A 17,166-nucleotide genomic window follows, 5' to 3' on the forward strand; every position below is an offset into this window, starting at 1 on the left:
GTTTCAGTTCAGTGTGCAGCCCACTGCACGCTATTCAGGTCCACGCCGTCCTTGTACATCTCCCACAGGGGCGACAGTTCGCGCAGCTTGCCGATCTTCTCGCGCAGCAGGGCGACGGCAAAGTCGATCTGCTCGACCGTGGTGAAACGACCGATGGTGAAGCGGATCGAGCTGTGTGCCAGTTCGTCGTTGCGTCCCAGCGCGCGCAGCACATAAGACGGCTCCAGGCTGGCCGAGGTGCAGGCCGAGCCACTGGAGACGGCCAGTTCCTTGATGGCCATGATCAGCGACTCACCTTCGACGAAGTTGAAGCTGATGTTCAGGTTGTGCGGCACGCGCTGATCCATGTCGCCGTTGAGGTAAACCTCTTCCATGCCCTTGACGCCATTCCACAGGCGGTCGCGCAGCATGCGGATGCGCTCGTTTTCGTGTGCCATCTCTTCGCGCGCCAGGCGGAAGCTTTCCCCCATGCCGACGATCTGGTGCGTGGCCAGGGTGCCGGAACGGAAGCCACGCTCGTGACCGCCGCCATGCATCTGCGCTTCCAGACGGACGCGCGGCTTGCGGCGGATGTACAGGGCGCCGATGCCCTTGGGACCATAGGTCTTGTGAGCCGAGAAGCTCATCAGGTCAACCGGCTGCTTTTCCAGATCGATGGCGACCTTGCCGGTGGCCTGGGCGGCGTCCACATGGAAGATCACACCCTTTTCGCGGCACAGCGCTCCCAGCGTATCGATATCCTGAATCACGCCGATCTCGTTGTTGACCAGCATGACTGACGCCAGAATGGTATCCGGGCGCATGGCGGCCTTGAACTGATCAAGATCAATCAGGCCGTCCGGCTTGACCGGCAGGTAGGTGACTTCGAAGCCTTCGCGTTCCAGCTCGCGGCAGGTATCCAGCACGGCCTTGTGTTCGGTGCGCACGGTGATGATGTGCTTGCCGCGGGTCTGGTAGAACTGCGCCGCGCCCTTGATGGCGAGGTTGTCGGACTCGGTGGCACCCGAGGTCCAGATGATTTCTTTCGGGTCGCAGTTGACCAGGCGAGCCACTTCCGCCCGGGCGTTTTCAACCGCATCTTCGGCCTCCCAGCCGAAACTGTGACTGCGTGAAGCCGGGTTGCCGAAGTGCTCGGTCAGCCAGGGGATCATCTTCTCTGCCACGCGCGGATCAACCGGGGTGGTGGCCGAGTAGTCAAGATAGATCGGAAGCTTCATCTGGGACATTTAAACGTTCTCCACAAAGTGTTTCCGCAGTCACAAGGCGCCGCCGGCCGAGGCTGGCTGCGATCGATGTGCGGGGGCCGCTTCGCGCTTGTCCTGCAGCACGGCCGTATCTTTGGCCAGCTGCTCGTCGACAAGGTTGCCGAGGCTCACCTGCGATAGATAATTGAAGATGGTGGCATTCAGGTTGGTCCACAAGTCATGGGTCATGCACCGCTGGTTCTGACCGCGACAATTTTCGCGGCCACCGCACTGCGTGGCATCCACCGGCTCGTCAACCGCGGTAATGATATGAGCCACCGAGATATCCTCGGGGGCGCGTGCCAGGGTGTATCCGCCGCCCGGTCCGCGAACGCTGTCGACCAGTTCGGCCCGGCGCAGCTTGCCGAACAGCTGCTCCAGATAGGAGAGCGAGATGTTCTGTCTTTCGCTGATGCCGGCCAGCGTGACGGGACCCTTGTCCTGGCGCAGTGCCAGGTCCAGCATGGCCGTGACGGCAAATCGGCCTTTAGTGGTCAGGCGCATGGTAGGAAGCTCCCAAAAAGAAAGTGGTCGAGCTGATTATACGCAAATCCCGAGTAATTTGGTCAACTAATTTTTGACGGGAGCATGCCCACCAAAGTTGATAGTTGATCATTTTACTGGGAAATGGCGGATTTGTGATCGTTTTCTGACAATCGTGTCATCCTCTTGGTATATTTGCTGCACTTCAACAGAACAAAATGGCGGCAGTGACGCGGCTTGTGGCATGACAAGGCGAGCCCGTGGCTGTCGAGGCGAGGAGATTCTTCATGTATCAGGCAGTCATCAGCGGTACCGGCTTGTTCACGCCGCCGCATGCGGTCAGCAATGACGAGCTGGTCGCAGCATTCAATACCTATGTGGCGCAGTACAACCAGCAGCATGCCGCAGAGATTGCGGCCGGCAGCCGCGAGGCCCTGGCCGAGTCCAGCAGCGATTTCATCGTCAAGGCCTCGGGCATCCGCCAGCGCTATCTGATGGACAAGTCCGGCGTGCTGGATCCGCAGCGCATGCGCCCCTTCCTGCCCGAGCGCGATAACGAGGCATTGTCGCTGCAGGCCGAAATGGCGGTGGCAGCGGCCCGCCAGGCGCTGGAGAACGCCGGGCGCGTCCCGGCAGACATCGATATGGTGATTGTCGCCTGCTCCAATATGCAACGCGCCTATCCGGCCATGGCGGTCGAGGTGCAGCAGGCGCTCGGCATCAGCGGCTTTGCCTTCGACATGAATGTGGCTTGCTCCTCGGCCACCTTCGGTATCCAGAATGCGGTGAATGCCGTCGCCACCGGCCAGGCGCGCGCGGCCCTGGTGATCAGCCCCGAGATTTGCTCGGCCCACCTGAATTTCCGCGATCGGGACAGCCATTTCATCTTTGGTGACGCGGCCAGTGCCGTGCTGGTGGAGCGAGCCGAGGATGCCCGGGCCGCTCAGGTGTTCGAGGTGTTGGGCACCAGGCTGGCCACCCTGTTCTCCAATGCCATCCGCAATAATTTCGGCTTTCTCAATGCGTGTGACGAGCGGGGAATTGGCCAGCCGGACAAATTGTTCGTCCAGCAGGGGCGCAAGGTCTTCAAGGAGGTCTGCCCGATGGTCGGCGAGCATATTGTCGGCCACCTGGATCAGTTGTCGATTGCCCCGGACAGCGTCAAGCGCTTCTGGCTACATCAGGCCAATCTGTCCATGAACCAGCTGATTGCCCGCCGTGTGTTGGGTCGGGATGCCAGCGAGATCGAGGCGCCGGTGATTCTCGACCGCTATGCCAACACCAGTTCGGCTGGCTCGATTATCGCCTTTCACTTATATAAGGATGATCTCGTTTCTGGCGACGTGGGGGTCATTTCTTCGTTCGGCGCCGGCTACTCGGTCGGCAGTGTGGTGCTGAGGGTACGCTGAGACAGGCCGACCGCCATTCCGTCATCGCCAGTATTTCCACAAGGCGCAGCGATACTCGTTGCGCCTTTTTTGACATTTAATTCTGCCCGGCTACGCTTTTCGCATCATTATCGGTTTGATGCTTGTCAAATACGATACAAATGCATAATGTATACCGCATGGCCCTTGATGGCCTAATCAAAATAAATACAGAGGAATAGAGAGATTATGCGAGATGCAAAGAAAGTACTGCTGGCAGCTGGTCTGCTGGCCGCTGCGTCGTACGTGTCCGCTGGCGGCACCCTGATTTACTGCTCCGAAGGCAGCCCGGCGGGTTTTGATCCGGGCCAGTACACCTCCGGTACCGACTTCGACGCTTCTGCCGAAACCGTCTTCAACCGTCTGGTGCAATTCGAACGTGGCAGTACCAAGCTGATCCCCGGTCTGGCCACCAGCTGGGACGTGTCTGCCGACGGCCTGAACTACACCTTCAAGCTGCGTCCGGGCGTGAAGTTCCACAGCACCGACTACTTCAAGCCGACCCGCACCTTCAACGCCGATGACGTGGTCTTTACCTTCGACCGCATGCTGAACAAGGACCATCCGTTCCGCAAGGCCTACCCGACCGACTTCCCGTACTTCTCCGACATGGGCATGCCGGACAACATCGTCAAGGTCGAAAAGGTCGATCCGATGACCGTGCGCTTTGTGCTGAAGAGCGTCGATGCCTCCTTCCTGGCCGACCTGGCCATGAGCTTCGCCTCGATCCAGTCGGCCGAATACGCCGACAAGCTGCTCAAGGCCGGCCATCCGGAGCAGATCAACAGCCAGCCGATCGGTACCGGTCCGTTCATCTTCAAGCGCTATCAGAAAGATGCCCAGATCCGTTTCGTCGGCAACAAGGAATACTGGAACAAGGGCGACGTCAAGCTGGATAACCTGATTTTCGCCATCACCACCGACCCGTCGGTGCGCTACCAGAAGCTGAAGGCCGGTGAGTGCCAGGTTGCCGCCTACCCGCGTCCGGCCGATGTCGCCGCCATGAAGGCCGATCCCAAGCTGCATGTGCTGACCCAGTCCGGCTTCAACGTCGGCTACCTGGGCTACAACGTGCTGCATGCCCCGCTGAACAAGCTGGAAGTGCGCCAGGCGCTGGATATGTCCATCAACAAGCCGGCCATCCTGAAGGCCGTCTACCAGGGGCAGGGCCAACCGGCCGTCAACCCGATGCCGCCGACCCAGTGGTCCTACAACAAGAGCGTGAAGGATGCGCCGTTTGACCCGTCCAAGGCCAAGGCACTGCTGAGCAAGGCCGGTTTCCCGAACGGTTTCGACCTCACCCTGTGGGCGATGCCGGTACAGCGTCCGTATAACCCCAATGCCAAGCTGATGGCCGAGATGATCCAGTCCGACTGGGCCAAGATCGGTGTGCGCGCCAAGATCGTCACCTACGAATGGGGTGAATACCTGAAGCGTGCCAAGAATGGCGAGCACGATGCCATTCTGGTCGGCTGGACCGGCGACAACGGTGATCCGGACAACTGGCTCAATGCCCTGCTGGGTTGCGAAGCCGTCAACGGCAACAACTACACCAAGTGGTGCTACAAGCCGTTCGATGATCTGATCCAGCGTGGCAAGCGCACCACCAATGTGGCCGAGCGCACCAAGGACTACTCGAAGGCCCAGGTGATTGCCAAGCAACAGCTGCCGCTGACCACCATTGCCCACAGCACGGTCAACGAACCGACGACCGCCAATGTGGTGGGCTTCAAGGTCAGCCCGTTCGGTCTTAACTCCTTCTATGGTGTAAGCGTCAAGTAATGACACGGTAGTAGCGCCCGGGGCCCGGCCCCGGGCGTGTGGTCGAAATCAGAGAGGCGAGACAACGCCCGGATTGCTGGTCAAAGGGGCAACAGAGAGCTGGTCAGTCAACGATGTCCGGCCCATCCGACGATGGGGCGGCGTTTATCGTGCGCGCTGTCTGCCTGCGTCCCCGCGCCGGCCCGTCCTCCCCGGTTTCCTCCCTGCCAGATAAAAGCAAATGCGCGGCAGTCGCAGCTGGAAGTGCCGCGCGGAGGTGACACGCATGTTTTCATTCATTCTCAGACGCTTGTGGTTGCTGGCCCCTTCGGTCATCGGCATTACCCTGCTGACCTTCGGCCTGATCCGCATGATCCCGGGCGATCCCATTGAAGTGATGGTGGGCGAACGGACCCTCGACCCGGCCCTGCACGCCGCTGCGCTGCATCGCCTCGGGCTGGACAAACCGTTGTACCAACAATATTTCGACTATGTCGGCAATCTGCTGCATGGCAACCTCGGCCAGTCGCTGATCACCCGTGACAATGTCTGGAACGAGTTCACGACCCTGTTCCCGGCCACGCTGGAGCTGGCGGCATCGGCCATGCTGTTTGCCGTGGTGGTCGGCCTGCTGGCTGGCGTGATTGCCGCCATCAAGCGTGGTTCCCTGTTTGATCACGGGGTCATGGGCCTGTCGCTGACCGGCTTCTCCATGCCGATCTTCTGGCTGGGCCTGCTGCTGATCATGCTGTTCTCGGTCAAACTCGGCTGGACGCCGGTATCCGGTCGTATCGACCTGGCATTTGATATCCCTGCCCGCACCGGCTTCATGACCATCGACGCCTGGATTGCCGAACACAATGATCCGGCCAACTACGCCGGGGCGCTGCGCGATGCGCTGGCGCATCTGATCCTGCCGTCGATTGCACTGGGCACCATTCCGATGGCGGTGATTGCCCGGATGACCCGCTCGTCCATGCTGGAAGTGCTGCGCGAAGACTATGTGCGCACCGCGCGCGCCAAGGGGCTGTCGCCGGCCCGGGTGATCTTCATCCATACCCTGCGTAACGCGCTGATCCCGGTGCTGACCGTGGTCGGTCTGCAGGTGGGTACCCTGATGGGCGGCGCCGTGCTGACCGAAACCATTTTCTCCTGGCCCGGTATCGGTAAATGGCTGATCGACGCCATCCAGCGCCGTGACTACCCGGTCGTGCAAAACGGCATTCTGCTGGTGGCGCTGCTGGTGATTCTGGTCAACTTCATTGTCGACATCCTGTACGGCATCGCCAATCCGCGCATTCGCCATGCCAAATAACAGGGGAGTAGCAAGCATGACAACCCAAGTACAAAGCAGTGCCGAAGACAAGGCACTGGCCTACCCCTCGCCGCTGAAAGAGTTCTGGCAGGGTTTCAGTTTCAACAAGGGGGCCGTGATCGGACTGGTGTTCCTGACCGTGGTGGTGCTGGCGGCGCTGTTTGCGCCCTGGGTGGCGCCCTATAACCCGGTGGAACAGTACCGCGACTTCATGCTGACGCCGCCCAGCTGGGCCGATGGCGGCAGCAGCCGCTTCCTGCTCGGCACCGATGAGATCGGCCGCGACATGTTGTCGCGTCTGATCTACGGCTCGCGCCTGTCGCTGCTGATCGGCCTGTCCGCCGTATTGTCCTCGCTGATCCCGGGCATCATTCTCGGCCTGCTGGCGGCCTTCTTCCCCAAGGTACTGGGGCCGCTGATCATGCGCGTCATGGACGTGATGATGGCCCTGCCGTCGCTGCTGCTGGCGATTGCCATCGTGGCGATCCTCGGGCCGAGCATGGTCAACACCATCATTGCCATTTCCGTGGTATCGCTGCCGGGCTATGTGCGCCTGGTGCGCGCGTCGGCCATGACCGAGCTGAACCGCGACTATGTCACGGCGGCTCGCGTGGCCGGTGCCGGCACGGTCCGTCTGATGTTCGTCACCGTGCTGCCCAACTGCATGGCACCGCTGATCGTGCACGCCACCATGAGTTTCTCCTCTGCGATTCTGGATGCTGCTGCCCTGGGCTTCCTCGGCATGGGGGTGCAGCCGCCTTCTGCCGAATGGGGCGCCATGCTCTCCAGCGCGCGTGACTACATCGAACGCGCCTGGTGGGTGGTGTCCTGGCCCGGTCTGACCATTCTGCTGTCGGTGCTGGCGATCAATCTGATCGGTGACGGTCTGCGCGATGCGCTGGATCCGAAACTGAAACGCGCGGCGTGAGAGGAATAACATGAGTCTGCTGGAAATCAACAATCTGTCCGTGCTGTTCGGTGCCGAAGCCAATCCCTTCGCTGCCGTCGAAGGGCTGGACCTGAGCGTCAAGCAGGGCGAGATCGTCGGGATTGTCGGTGAGTCCGGCTCCGGCAAATCGGTCACCATGATGGCCATGATGGGCCTGCTGGAAGGCCAGGGTCGCATTGTGGCTGACAAGCTGCAGTTCGATGGCAAGGATCTGCTGACCCTGCCGGCACGCGAGCGGCGCAAGATCGTCGGCAAAGATATTTCGATGATCTTTCAGGATCCGATGACGGCCCTGAATCCGAGCTTTACCGTCGGTTATCAGATCATGGAAGTGCTCAAGGTGCATCAGGGGCTGCGTGGTGCTGCGCTGAAGCAGCGCGCCATCGAATTGATGGAAATGGTCGAGATTCCGGCCGCCGCGACCCGGCTGGATGCCTATCCGCACCAGCTGTCCGGCGGGATGAGCCAGCGTGTGGCGATTGCCATGGCGATTGCCTGTAACCCGAAACTGCTGATTGCCGACGAACCGACCACGGCGCTGGATGTGACCATTCAGGCGCAGATCATGTCGCTGCTGGTCAATCTGCAGAAGAGCCACAATATGGCGCTGATCCTCATTACCCACGATCTGGCGGTCGTGGCCGAGGTGGCGCACCGGCTGGCGGTGATGTATGCCGGCCAGGTGGTGGAGGAGGGGGCCGTCCCGGGCATCTTCCGTCATCCGCAGCATCCCTACACCGAGGCGCTGCTGTCGTCGATTCCCGAGCACAGCAAGGGGGCGCGCCGACTGAACACCCTGCCGGGTATCGTCCCCGGGCATTACGACCGACCCAAGGGTTGCCTGCTGTCGCCTCGCTGCCCCTATGTGACCGACCGCTGCCGCGGTGAGCGTCCGGTGCTCGAGCATAACGCCGCCGGCGCCGTGCGCTGCTATTTCCCTCTTTCGGCCAAGGACACGCAATGACTGAACATGTTTTGCAGGCACGGGATCTGACCCGTCACTATCAGGTGTCGCAAGGCTTTCTCAAGGGCCATGCCACGGTCAAAGCCCTCAACGGCGTCTCGTTCGACCTGCAGGCCGGTCGTACCCTGGCGGTGGTGGGGGAGTCCGGCTGTGGCAAGTCGACACTGGCACGCCAGCTCACCCTGATCGAGCCGCCGACCTCCGGGTCTCTGCTGCTCGACGGCCAGGATGCGGCCAAGGCCTCGAAGGCGGAACTGAAGGCCATGCGCACCAAGGTGCAGATGGTGTTCCAGAACCCCTATGCCTCGCTCAATCCGCGACAGAAGATTGGGACGCAACTGTCCGAACCGTTGGTGATCAACAGCCAGTTGTCGGCGGCGGAGCGCCTGGAGCGTGTGCAGTCGATGATGAAGCTGGTCGGCCTGCGTCCGGAGCACTATTACCGCTACCCGCACATGTTCTCCGGTGGCCAGCGCCAGCGTATCGCCATTGCGCGTGCCATGATGCTCAACCCGAAGATCGTGGTGGCCGACGAACCGACCAGTGCGCTGGATGTCTCGATTCAGGCGCAGGTGCTCAATCTGTTCATGGATCTGCAGGAGTCGTTCAACACCACCTATGTGTTCGTCTCGCACAATCTGGCGGTGGTGGAGCATGTGGCCAACGACGTGATGGTGATGTATCTGGGGCGGGTGGTGGAAATCGGCGCCAAGGAAACCCTCTACGCCCGTCCGCTGCATCCTTATACCCAGGCGCTGCTGTCGGCCACGCCGTCGATCCACCCGGAAGATCGCCGTATTCAGATCAAGATCCAGGGCGAGTTGCCCAGTCCGCTCAAACCGCCCACGGGGTGCGCCTTCCACAAGCGCTGCCCGTTTGCCGTCGAGCGTTGCAAACAGGAGACCCCTGAGTTGCGCGAACTGGATCAGCGCCAGGTGGCTTGCCATCGTGCCGAGGAGATCAACAGCTGATTCACGGAGTCAGATCACAAGGATGCCCCGCCGAGCGGGGCATTTTTTTGTCCTGACCTGTCCGGGCCGCGAGGGCGTCAATCCGGCACCGGATAGTGGGTGCCTTGTTTCATCGCCAGCCAGCTTGGCCAGGGGAAGGTGGTCGGCCATTGCTGCCAGTGCAGGCGGTAGTGCGCCAGTTGTGCTTCCGGCACCCAGTGCAAGACGCCGTCGTCACCAATGCGGTCAGGAAAGCGCACACCATGCAGGTGATCGATTTCGTGCAGGAAAATGCGCGCGGTCAGCCCTTCGGCCGTCCGCTCTACCCGCTCGCCATGCCGGTCCAGCGCCTCGATGCGAATTTCACGTGCTCTGCTCACCAGACCACGCACCTGACCGTGGACGGAGTAGCATCCTTCTGGCCCGGTCTGTTGCGCCTCCGATTGCCAGATGACGCGTGGATTGATGAACACCTCCAGCTCACCCCAGCCGGTCCGGTCCTCCCGTACCGAGGTATCGACCAGGATGATGGCGCGGTCGATGCCGATCTGCGGAGCCGCCAGGCCCAGCATGCGCGGATTGTCTGCGTCGCGCTCCGGCGCGGCCGCGACCAGCATGCGCTCAATCAGCGCCTGAATCTCGGCGGAGGGTATGGTCTCGGGGGCAATCCGTGCCACCGCTTGTTGCAACAACGGGGCCCCGGGGGGCAGAAAGTCGGTCATCGGAGAAATGTCCTTGTCGGCGGGGGGGCGAGGGGACCATGCTGTCGCCATCCTCCGGTGTGCGTTGCACAAAAAAGCTTTACCTCAACGGCTGACTGGCGATACAGTCGCCATAACCTAGCTTACTGACGGGATAATGTCGTGAAAAGAGCGGTGTATGCCGGAAGTTTCGATCCGGTAACCAACGGTCACCTGTGGATGATCCGTGAGGCGGTCGAGCTGTTTGACGAGCTGGTGGTGGCTGTCGGCGTCAACCCGGACAAGCACTGTACCTTCACGGTTGAAGAGCGTGTCGAAATGCTCAACGCCGTGACTCAGGGCTTCAACAAGCTGCGGGTCGAAGTGTTCAGCAACCAGTTTCTGGTCAACTATGCCCAGACGGTCGATGCCAACTACATCGTGCGCGGCATTCGCACCGCCAGCGATTACGAATACGAGCGCACGATGCGCTACATCAACACCGACCTGCATCCGGATATCACCACGATCTTCCTGCTGCCGCCGCGTGAATATGCCGAAGTCTCCTCGACCATGGTCAAGGGGCTGGTCGGTCCGCGAGGCTGGGAAACCGTGATCCGCCAGTATGTGCCGGATCCGGTCTATCGCAAGCTGATGGCCATGTATACGCTCAGCGGCAGCTGAGCCGGAACGGAATTTGACAGTGACGCGCGTCGGCATCAAGCTGACGCGCGTCATGTTTTTTGTGCCCGGCAGGACCGGGCAGTAGGGAGCCAATCATGTCGGACATCAACGCCTTTGCCAATCGCCTCGGCAAGAACTTCAAGCATTTCGGCAAATGGGCGAAGCGGCAGGGTATCGAGGCCTGGCGAGCTTATGATCGCGATATCCCCCAGTTTCCTGTCGCCGTCGATATCTATGGCAGCCATTGCCATCTGCAGGAGTACGACACCGGCTGGGTGATGAGCGATGAGGAACATGATGGCTGGTTGCAGGCGGTCTGCCAGTCGGTGGCGGACGTCACCGGGATCGAGCTGTCGCATATTGGTGTCAAGACGCGTCGTCGGCAAAAGGGGACAAGTCAGTACGAAAAGACCGGCAGCCAGGGCGAGGACTTTGTCGTCGAGGAGTTCGGTCAGCGCTTCTGGGTCAACATGGATGCCTATCTGGATACCGGCCTGTTCCTGGATCACCGCAATACCCGCAAGCGGGTGCGTGAAGAGGCCGCCGGCAAGCGCTTCCTTAATCTGTTTGCCTATACCGGCAGTTTCTCCGTCTATGCCGCCAGTGGCGGTGCCGTGCTGTCCGAGACGGTTGATCTCTCCAATACTTATCTGGATTGGGCAGGGCGCAATTTCGATCTCAACGGCCTGGATCGTGCGCGCCATCAGCTGGTGCGCAGCGATGTGTTCCAGTATCTGGTCATGGCCATTGCCGAGCGCAAGCAGTTCGATCTGATCGTGATGGATCCGCCGAGTTTTTCCAATTCCAAAAAGATGAGCGATACCCTGGATGTGCAGCGCGATCACCCCTGGCTGATCGAACAGGCGATGAAACTACTCAGTCCGGACGGAACGCTATATTTCTCCAATAACCTGCGCAGCTTCGAACTCGATGGCAAATTGCCCATCCTTTATCAGGTCAAGGATCTCAGTGCCCAGTCGGTCCCGGAGGATTTTCGCAACAAGAAAATCCATCAGTGTTATCAGTTGCGCCATCTGCCTTGAGCCGGGGCTATCGGTACTGTTGATAAATTCAATCGATTAACTGTCTTGTGGAATATATAAGGCGACCCTATTCTCCAGTGTAACGTTGAGACTGAAGGGGAGGGCGCCATGGCTGTACTTGAACTGACTGCGGAAAACTTTAACGAGACGGTCGATCGTGATGGCATCGTCCTGCTGGATTTCTGGGCGCCGTGGTGTGGACCATGCAAAATGTTCGGACCGGTCTTTACGGCAGCGGCCGAAAAACATCCTGATATTCTGTTTGCCAAGATCAATACCGAAGATCAGCCGGCTTTGGCGCAGCACTTCAATATCCGCTCTATCCCGACACTGATGGCGCTGCGCGACCGAACGCTGGTGTTCAACCAGGCGGGGGCGATGATGAGCGCTCAATTCGAACAATTGATTCAGGCCGTGCGTGATCTGGACATGAAAGAAGTGCGCCAGCAGGCACAGGGATAGGCAGATGGTGCAATGCAAAAACGGCGGGCGCAGCCCGCCGTTTTTTTTATTGCCTTTTTCTTCAGTGGCTTAGCGTAAAGTTACCGTTTTTTGTCAGAAAGGGTGTTGACGACCCTGCGTCCGGCCGGTATAGTTCGCCTCCTCGCTGCAGCAACAACGCAGCACCGCTCTTTAACAAAACGAACAACCGATAGGTGTGAGTGCCGGGAAAGACCGACACTTGCACTGCAAGAGACAGAAAAAAACCTTACGGGGTTCTTTTGAAGTCCTTGCGTGCCAGATAGTACGAAAAGCATAGAGATTGAACTGAAGAGTTTGATCCTGGCTCAGATTGAACGCTGGCGGCATGCTTTACACATGCAAGTCGAACGGCAGCACGGGAGCTTGCTCCTGGTGGCGAGTGGCGAACGGGTGAGTAATGCGTCGGAACGTGCCGAGTAATGGGGGATAACGCAGCGAAAGTTGTGCTAATACCGCATACGCTCTGAGGAGGAAAGCGGGGGACCTTCGGGCCTCGCGTTATTCGAGCGGCCGACGTCTGATTAGCTAGTTGGTGGGGTAAAGGCCCACCAAGGCGACGATCAGTAGCGGGTCTGAGAGGATGATCCGCCACACTGGGACTGAGACACGGCCCAGACTCCTACGGGAGGCAGCAGTGGGGAATTTTGGACAATGGGGGCAACCCTGATCCAGCCATGCCGCGTGTCTGAAGAAGGCCTTCGGGTTGTAAAGGACTTTTGTCAGGGAGCAAATCCTGCTTGTGAATAATGAGCGGGGATGAGAGTACCTGAAGAATAAGCACCGGCTAACTACGTGCCAGCAGCCGCGGTAATACGTAGGGTGCAAGCGTTAATCGGAATTACTGGGCGTAAAGCGTGCGCAGGCGGTTTTGCAAGTCTGATGTGAAAGCCCCGGGCTTAACCTGGGAACGGCATTGGAGACTGCAAGGCTAGAGTGCGTCAGAGGGGGGTAGAATTCCACGTGTAGCAGTGAAATGCGTAGAGATGTGGAGGAATACCGATGGCGAAGGCAGCCCCCTGGGATGACACTGACGCTCATGCACGAAAGCGTGGGGAGCAAACAGGATTAGATACCCTGGTAGTCCACGCCCTAAACGATGTCAACTAGCTGTTGGGGGTTTGAATCCTTGGTAGCGTAGCTAACGCGAGAAGTTGACCGCCTGGGGAGTACGGCCGCAAGGTTAAAACTCAAAGGAATTGACGGGGACCCGCACAAGCGGTGGATGATGTGGATTAATTCGATGCAACGCGAAAAACCTTACCTGCTCTTGACATGTACCGAAGCCCGAAGAGATTTGGGTGTGCCCGAAAGGGAGCGGTAACACAGGTGCTGCATGGCTGTCGTCAGCTCGTGTCGTGAGATGTTGGGTTAAGTCCCGCAACGAGCGCAACCCTTGTCATTAGTTGCCATCATTAAGTTGGGCACTCTAATGAGACTGCCGGTGACAAACCGGAGGAAGGTGGGGATGACGTCAAGTCCTCATGGCCCTTATGAGCAGGGCTTCACACGTCATACAATGGTCGGTACAGAGGGTCGCGAAGCCGCGAGGTGGAGCCAATCTCAAAAAACCGATCGTAGTCCGGATCGCACTCTGCAACTCGAGTGCGTGAAGTCGGAATCGCTAGTAATCGCAGATCAGCATGCTGCGGTGAATACGTTCCCGGGTCTTGTACACACCGCCCGTCACACCATGGGAGTGGGGGATACCAGAAGTGGGTAGGCTAACCGCAAGGAGGCCGCTTACCACGGTATGCTTCATGACTGGGGTGAAGTCGTAACAAGGTAGCCGTAGGGGAACCTGCGGCTGGATCACCTCCTTTCTAGAGAAAGTCGATCCTGGTACTCACAGCCTATCGGTTGTTCAGCGAGTGGAATGGTAATCAGAGGGCCTGAGGGGTCTTGTGATTAGCGTTTCAAACGCATTGATCTTTAACAAACTGAAGAAGCCGAATACAAAATTGATTCTGAGCCAGGATGGTTTCATCCTCGTTTGGATTCAACTTTGGGTAATTGTATGTATCGACGTTTTGCCGGTAGAGGTATCGGCAAGGCGAGTGCGCAAGGCCCTTGAAATGATAGGGTCAAGCGAGTAAGTGCATCTGGTGGATGCCTTGGCGATCATAGGCGATGAAGGACGTGTAAGCCTGCGAAAAGCGCGGGGGAGCTGGCAATAGAGCTTTGATCCCGCGATGTCCGAATGGGGAAACCCGGCCCTTAGGGGTCACTCCCACCTGAACACATAGGGTGGGTAGAGCGAACGCGGAGAACTGAAACATCTAAGTACCCGCAGGAAAAGAAATCAACCGAGATTCCGTGAGTAGTGGTGAGCGAAAATGGAAGAGCCTGTACGTTTTAGCCGTTGAGTTAGTGGAAGAGTCTGGAAAGGCTCGCCATAGTGGGTGATAGCCCCGTACACGAAAACTGAATGGTGGCACTGAGCGTACGACAAGTAGGGCGGGACACGAGAAATCCTGTCTGAAGATGGGGGGACCATCCTCCAAGGCTAAATACTCATGATCGACCGATAGTGAACCAGTACCGTGAGGGAAAGGCGAAAAGAACCCCGGGAGGGGAGTGAAATAGAACCTGAAACCGGATGCATACAAACAGTGGGAGCCTCGCAAGGGGTGACTGCGTACCTTTTGTATAATGGGTCAGCGACTTACGTTCAGTAGCGAGCTTAACCGAATAGGGGAGGCGTAGCGAAAGCGAGTCCGAATAGGGCGCTTCAGTTGCTGGGCGTAGACCCGAAACCGAGTGATCTATCCATGGCCAGGATGAAGGTGCGGTAACACGCACTGGAGGTCCGAACCCACTAATGTTGCAAAATTAGGGGATGAGCTGTGGATAGGGGTGAAAGGCTAAACAAACTCGGAGATAGCTGGTTCTCCCCGAAAACTATTTAGGTAGTGCCTCATGTATCACTTCCGGGGGTAAAGCACTGTTATGGCTAGGGGGTCATTGCGACTTACCAACCCATGGCAAACTCTGAATACCGGAAAGTGCAAGCATGGGAGACAGACGGTGGGTGCTAACGTCCATCGTCAAGAGGGAAACAACCCAGACCGCCAGCTAAGGTCCCAAATGATCAGTTAAGTGGTAAACGAAGTGGGAAGGCCCAGACAGCCAGGATGTTGGCTTAGAAGCAGCCATCATTTAAAGAAAGCGTAATAGCTCACTGGTCGAGTCGTCCTGCGCGGAAGATGTAACGGGGCTCAAACTGATAACCGAAGCTGCGGATTTGCACGCGAGTGCAAGTGGTAGGGGAGCGTTCTGTAGGTCTGTGAAGGTGTGTCGAAAGGCATGCTGGAGATATCAGAAGTGCGAATGCTGACATGAGTAGCGATAAAGCGGGTGAAAAGCCCGCTCACCGAAAGCCCAAGGTTTCCTACGCAACGTTCATCGGCGTAGGGTGAGTCGGCCCCTAAGGCGAGGCAGAAATGCGTAGTCGATGGGAAACTGGTTAACATTCCAGTACTTTCATACAGTGCGATGGGGGGACGGAGAAGGTTAGGTCAGCCAACTGTTGGAATAGTTGGTTCAAGCTGGTAGGCGGGACACGCAGGCAAATCCACGTGTTCGTTAACGCCGAGAAGTGATAACGAGGGTCTACGGACCTGAAGTGACTGATACCCTGCTTCCAGGAAAAGCCTCTAAGCTTCAGCTGTATGAGAACCGTACCGCAAACCGACACAGGTGGGCAGGAAGAAAATTCTAAGGTGCTTGAGAGAACTCAGGAGAAGGAACTCGGCAAATTGATACCGTAACTTCGGGAGAAGGTATGCCTCTTAGGGTGTAGGACTTCGCGTCCGAAGCTTTGAGAGGTCGCAGAGAATCGGTGGCTGCGACTGTTTATCAAAAACACAGCACTGTGCCAACACGAAAGTGGACGTATACGGTGTGACGCCTGCCCGGTGCCGGAAGGTTAAGTGATGGGGTGCAAGCTCTTGATCGAAGCCCCGGTAAACGGCGGCCGTAACTATAACGGTCCTAAGGTAGCGAAATTCCTTGTCGGGTAAGTTCCGACCCGCACGAATGGCGTAACGATGGCCACACTGTCTCCTCCTGAGACTCAGCGAAGTTGAAATGTTTGTGAAGATGCAATCTACCCGCTGCTAGACGGAAAGACCCCGTGAACCTTTACTGTAGCTTTGCATGGGACTTTGAACAGACTTGTGTAGGATAGGTGGGAGGCTATGAAGCGTGAACGCTAGTTTGCGTGGAGCCGTCCTTGAAATACCACCCTGGTGTGTTTGAGGTTCTAACCTAGGTCCGTGATCCGGATCGGGGACAGTGCATGGTAGGCAGTTTGACTGGGGCGGTCTCCTCCCAAAGTGTAACGGAGGAGTTCGAAGGTCACCTAGGTACGGTCGGAAATCGTGCTGATAGTGCAATGGCAAAAGGTGGCTTAACTGCGAGACCGACAAGTCGAGCAGGTGCGAAAGCAGGACATAGTGATCCGGTGGTTCTGAATGGAAGGGCCATCGCTCAACGGATAAAAGGTACTCCGGGGATAACAGGCTGATTCCGCCCAAGAGTTCACATCGACGGCGGAGTTTGGCACCTCGATGTCGGCTCATCACATCCTGGGGCTGTAGCCGGTCCCAAGGGTATGGCTGTTCGCCATTTAAAGTGGTACGCGAGCTGGGTTCAAAACGTCGTGAGACAGTTTGGTCCCTATCTGCAGTGGGCGTTGGAAGTTTGACGGGGGCTGCTCCTAGTACGAGAGGACCGGAGTGGACGAACCTCTGGTGTACCGGTTGTCACGCCAGTGGCATCGCCGGGTAGCTAAGTTCGGAAGAGATAACCGCTGAAAGCATCTAAGCGGGAAACTCGCCTGAAGATGAGACTTCCCTGAGGGCTAGACCCTCCTGAAGAGTCGTTCGAGACCAGGACGTTGATAGGTCGGGTGTGGAAGCGCTGTGAGGCGTGAAGCTAACCGATACTAATGGCTCGTGAGGCTTGATCCTATCATTTGATGGGCTTTGTGCCCGATACATACGAATTCAAACCAAACGGCTTCTGCAGTTTGTAGACAGTTTATGTCTGGCGGCCATAGCGAGGTGGTCCCACGCCTTCCCATCCCGAACAGGACCGTGAAACGCCTTAGCGCCGATGATAGTGCGGCATTCGCCGTGTGAAAGTAGGACACTGCCAGACTCCCCATGCAAAGCCCAGACCTT

Annotated in this window: 12 protein-coding genes and 3 rRNA genes; 12 read left to right on the forward strand and 3 right to left on the reverse strand. The window is 58.2% G+C overall.

Annotation, left to right across the window (positions count from 1 at the left end; all coding sequences use genetic code 11):
• Positions 1 to 8: 8 nt before the first annotated feature.
• The gene (locus JNO51_RS02950; RefSeq protein WP_305798423.1) at positions 9 to 1,226 is read right to left on the reverse strand and encodes an IscS subfamily cysteine desulfurase; all 1,218 of its coding nucleotides are present in this window, start codon (positions 1,224 to 1,226) and stop codon (positions 9 to 11) included.
• Between the two features lie 30 nt (positions 1,227 to 1,256).
• Positions 1,257 to 1,748 carry a Fe-S cluster assembly transcriptional regulator IscR gene (iscR, locus tag JNO51_RS02955; RefSeq protein ID WP_215781167.1) on the reverse strand — a complete coding sequence of 164 codons (492 nt, stop codon included), beginning with the start codon at positions 1,746 to 1,748 and terminating at the stop codon, positions 1,257 to 1,259.
• Between the two features lie 266 nt (positions 1,749 to 2,014).
• Here iscR and JNO51_RS02960 point away from each other — a divergent pair, with 266 nt between their 5' ends.
• From JNO51_RS02960 to JNO51_RS02985, 6 genes are all read left to right on the forward strand, one after another.
• A complete protein-coding gene (locus JNO51_RS02960; RefSeq protein WP_215781169.1) occupies positions 2,015 to 3,136 on the forward strand; it encodes a beta-ketoacyl-ACP synthase III in 1,122 nt (373 codons plus the stop codon).
• A gap of 207 nt (positions 3,137 to 3,343) precedes the next feature.
• Complete coding sequence (locus JNO51_RS02965; protein ID WP_215781171.1) at positions 3,344 to 4,936, forward strand: ABC transporter substrate-binding protein; 1,593 nt, start codon at positions 3,344 to 3,346, stop codon at positions 4,934 to 4,936.
• Between the two features lie 265 nt (positions 4,937 to 5,201).
• On the forward strand, positions 5,202 to 6,230 hold the full coding sequence (locus JNO51_RS02970; RefSeq protein WP_215781173.1) for an ABC transporter permease subunit: 1,029 nt from the start codon (positions 5,202 to 5,204) through the stop codon (positions 6,228 to 6,230).
• Positions 6,231 to 6,246: 16 nt separating this feature from the next.
• Positions 6,247 to 7,158 carry an ABC transporter permease subunit gene (locus JNO51_RS02975; RefSeq protein WP_215781175.1) on the forward strand — a complete coding sequence of 304 codons (912 nt, stop codon included), beginning with the start codon at positions 6,247 to 6,249 and terminating at the stop codon, positions 7,156 to 7,158.
• 10 nt (positions 7,159 to 7,168) lie between these two features.
• Positions 7,169 to 8,143, forward strand: coding sequence for an ABC transporter ATP-binding protein (locus tag JNO51_RS02980; RefSeq protein ID WP_215781177.1), 975 nt, complete (start codon positions 7,169 to 7,171; stop codon positions 8,141 to 8,143).
• A complete protein-coding gene (locus JNO51_RS02985; RefSeq protein ID WP_215781179.1) occupies positions 8,140 to 9,114 on the forward strand; it encodes a peptide ABC transporter ATP-binding protein in 975 nt (324 codons plus the stop codon). Before JNO51_RS02980 ends, JNO51_RS02985 begins: the two co-directional genes overlap by 4 nt.
• Before the next feature lie 77 nt (positions 9,115 to 9,191).
• On the opposite strand, the gene JNO51_RS02990 is transcribed toward JNO51_RS02985, so the two are convergent.
• The gene (locus JNO51_RS02990) at positions 9,192 to 9,815 is read right to left on the reverse strand and encodes a peptide deformylase (RefSeq protein WP_215781181.1); all 624 of its coding nucleotides are present in this window, start codon (positions 9,813 to 9,815) and stop codon (positions 9,192 to 9,194) included.
• Between the two features lie 198 nt (positions 9,816 to 10,013).
• On the opposite strand from JNO51_RS02990, the gene coaD reads away from it, so the two are divergent.
• The 6 genes from coaD (at position 10,014) to rrf (ending at position 17,143) form a co-directional block, all read left to right on the forward strand.
• A complete protein-coding gene (gene coaD, locus JNO51_RS02995) occupies positions 10,014 to 10,457 on the forward strand; it encodes a pantetheine-phosphate adenylyltransferase (RefSeq protein WP_252346223.1) in 444 nt (147 codons plus the stop codon).
• Positions 10,458 to 10,552: 95 nt separating this feature from the next.
• A complete protein-coding gene (locus JNO51_RS03000; RefSeq protein ID WP_215781185.1) occupies positions 10,553 to 11,500 on the forward strand; it encodes a class I SAM-dependent methyltransferase in 948 nt (315 codons plus the stop codon).
• Positions 11,501 to 11,608: 108 nt separating this feature from the next.
• Positions 11,609 to 11,962, forward strand: coding sequence for a thioredoxin (gene trxA, locus JNO51_RS03005; protein ID WP_215781188.1), 354 nt, complete (start codon positions 11,609 to 11,611; stop codon positions 11,960 to 11,962).
• 303 nt (positions 11,963 to 12,265) lie between these two features.
• A 16S ribosomal RNA gene (locus JNO51_RS03010) occupies positions 12,266 to 13,803 on the forward strand.
• Positions 13,804 to 14,062: 259 nt separating this feature from the next.
• Positions 14,063 to 16,953, forward strand: a 23S ribosomal RNA gene (locus tag JNO51_RS03015).
• A 75-nt stretch (positions 16,954 to 17,028) separates the two neighbouring features.
• Positions 17,029 to 17,143, forward strand: a 5S ribosomal RNA gene (gene rrf / locus JNO51_RS03020).
• The 16S, 23S and 5S rRNA genes sit together here, the layout of an rRNA operon.
• Positions 17,144 to 17,166: the final 23 nt, after the last annotated feature.

It is taken from the genome of Paludibacterium sp. B53371 (assembly GCF_018802765.1).
Classification (GTDB): domain Bacteria; phylum Pseudomonadota; class Gammaproteobacteria; order Burkholderiales; family Chromobacteriaceae; genus Paludibacterium.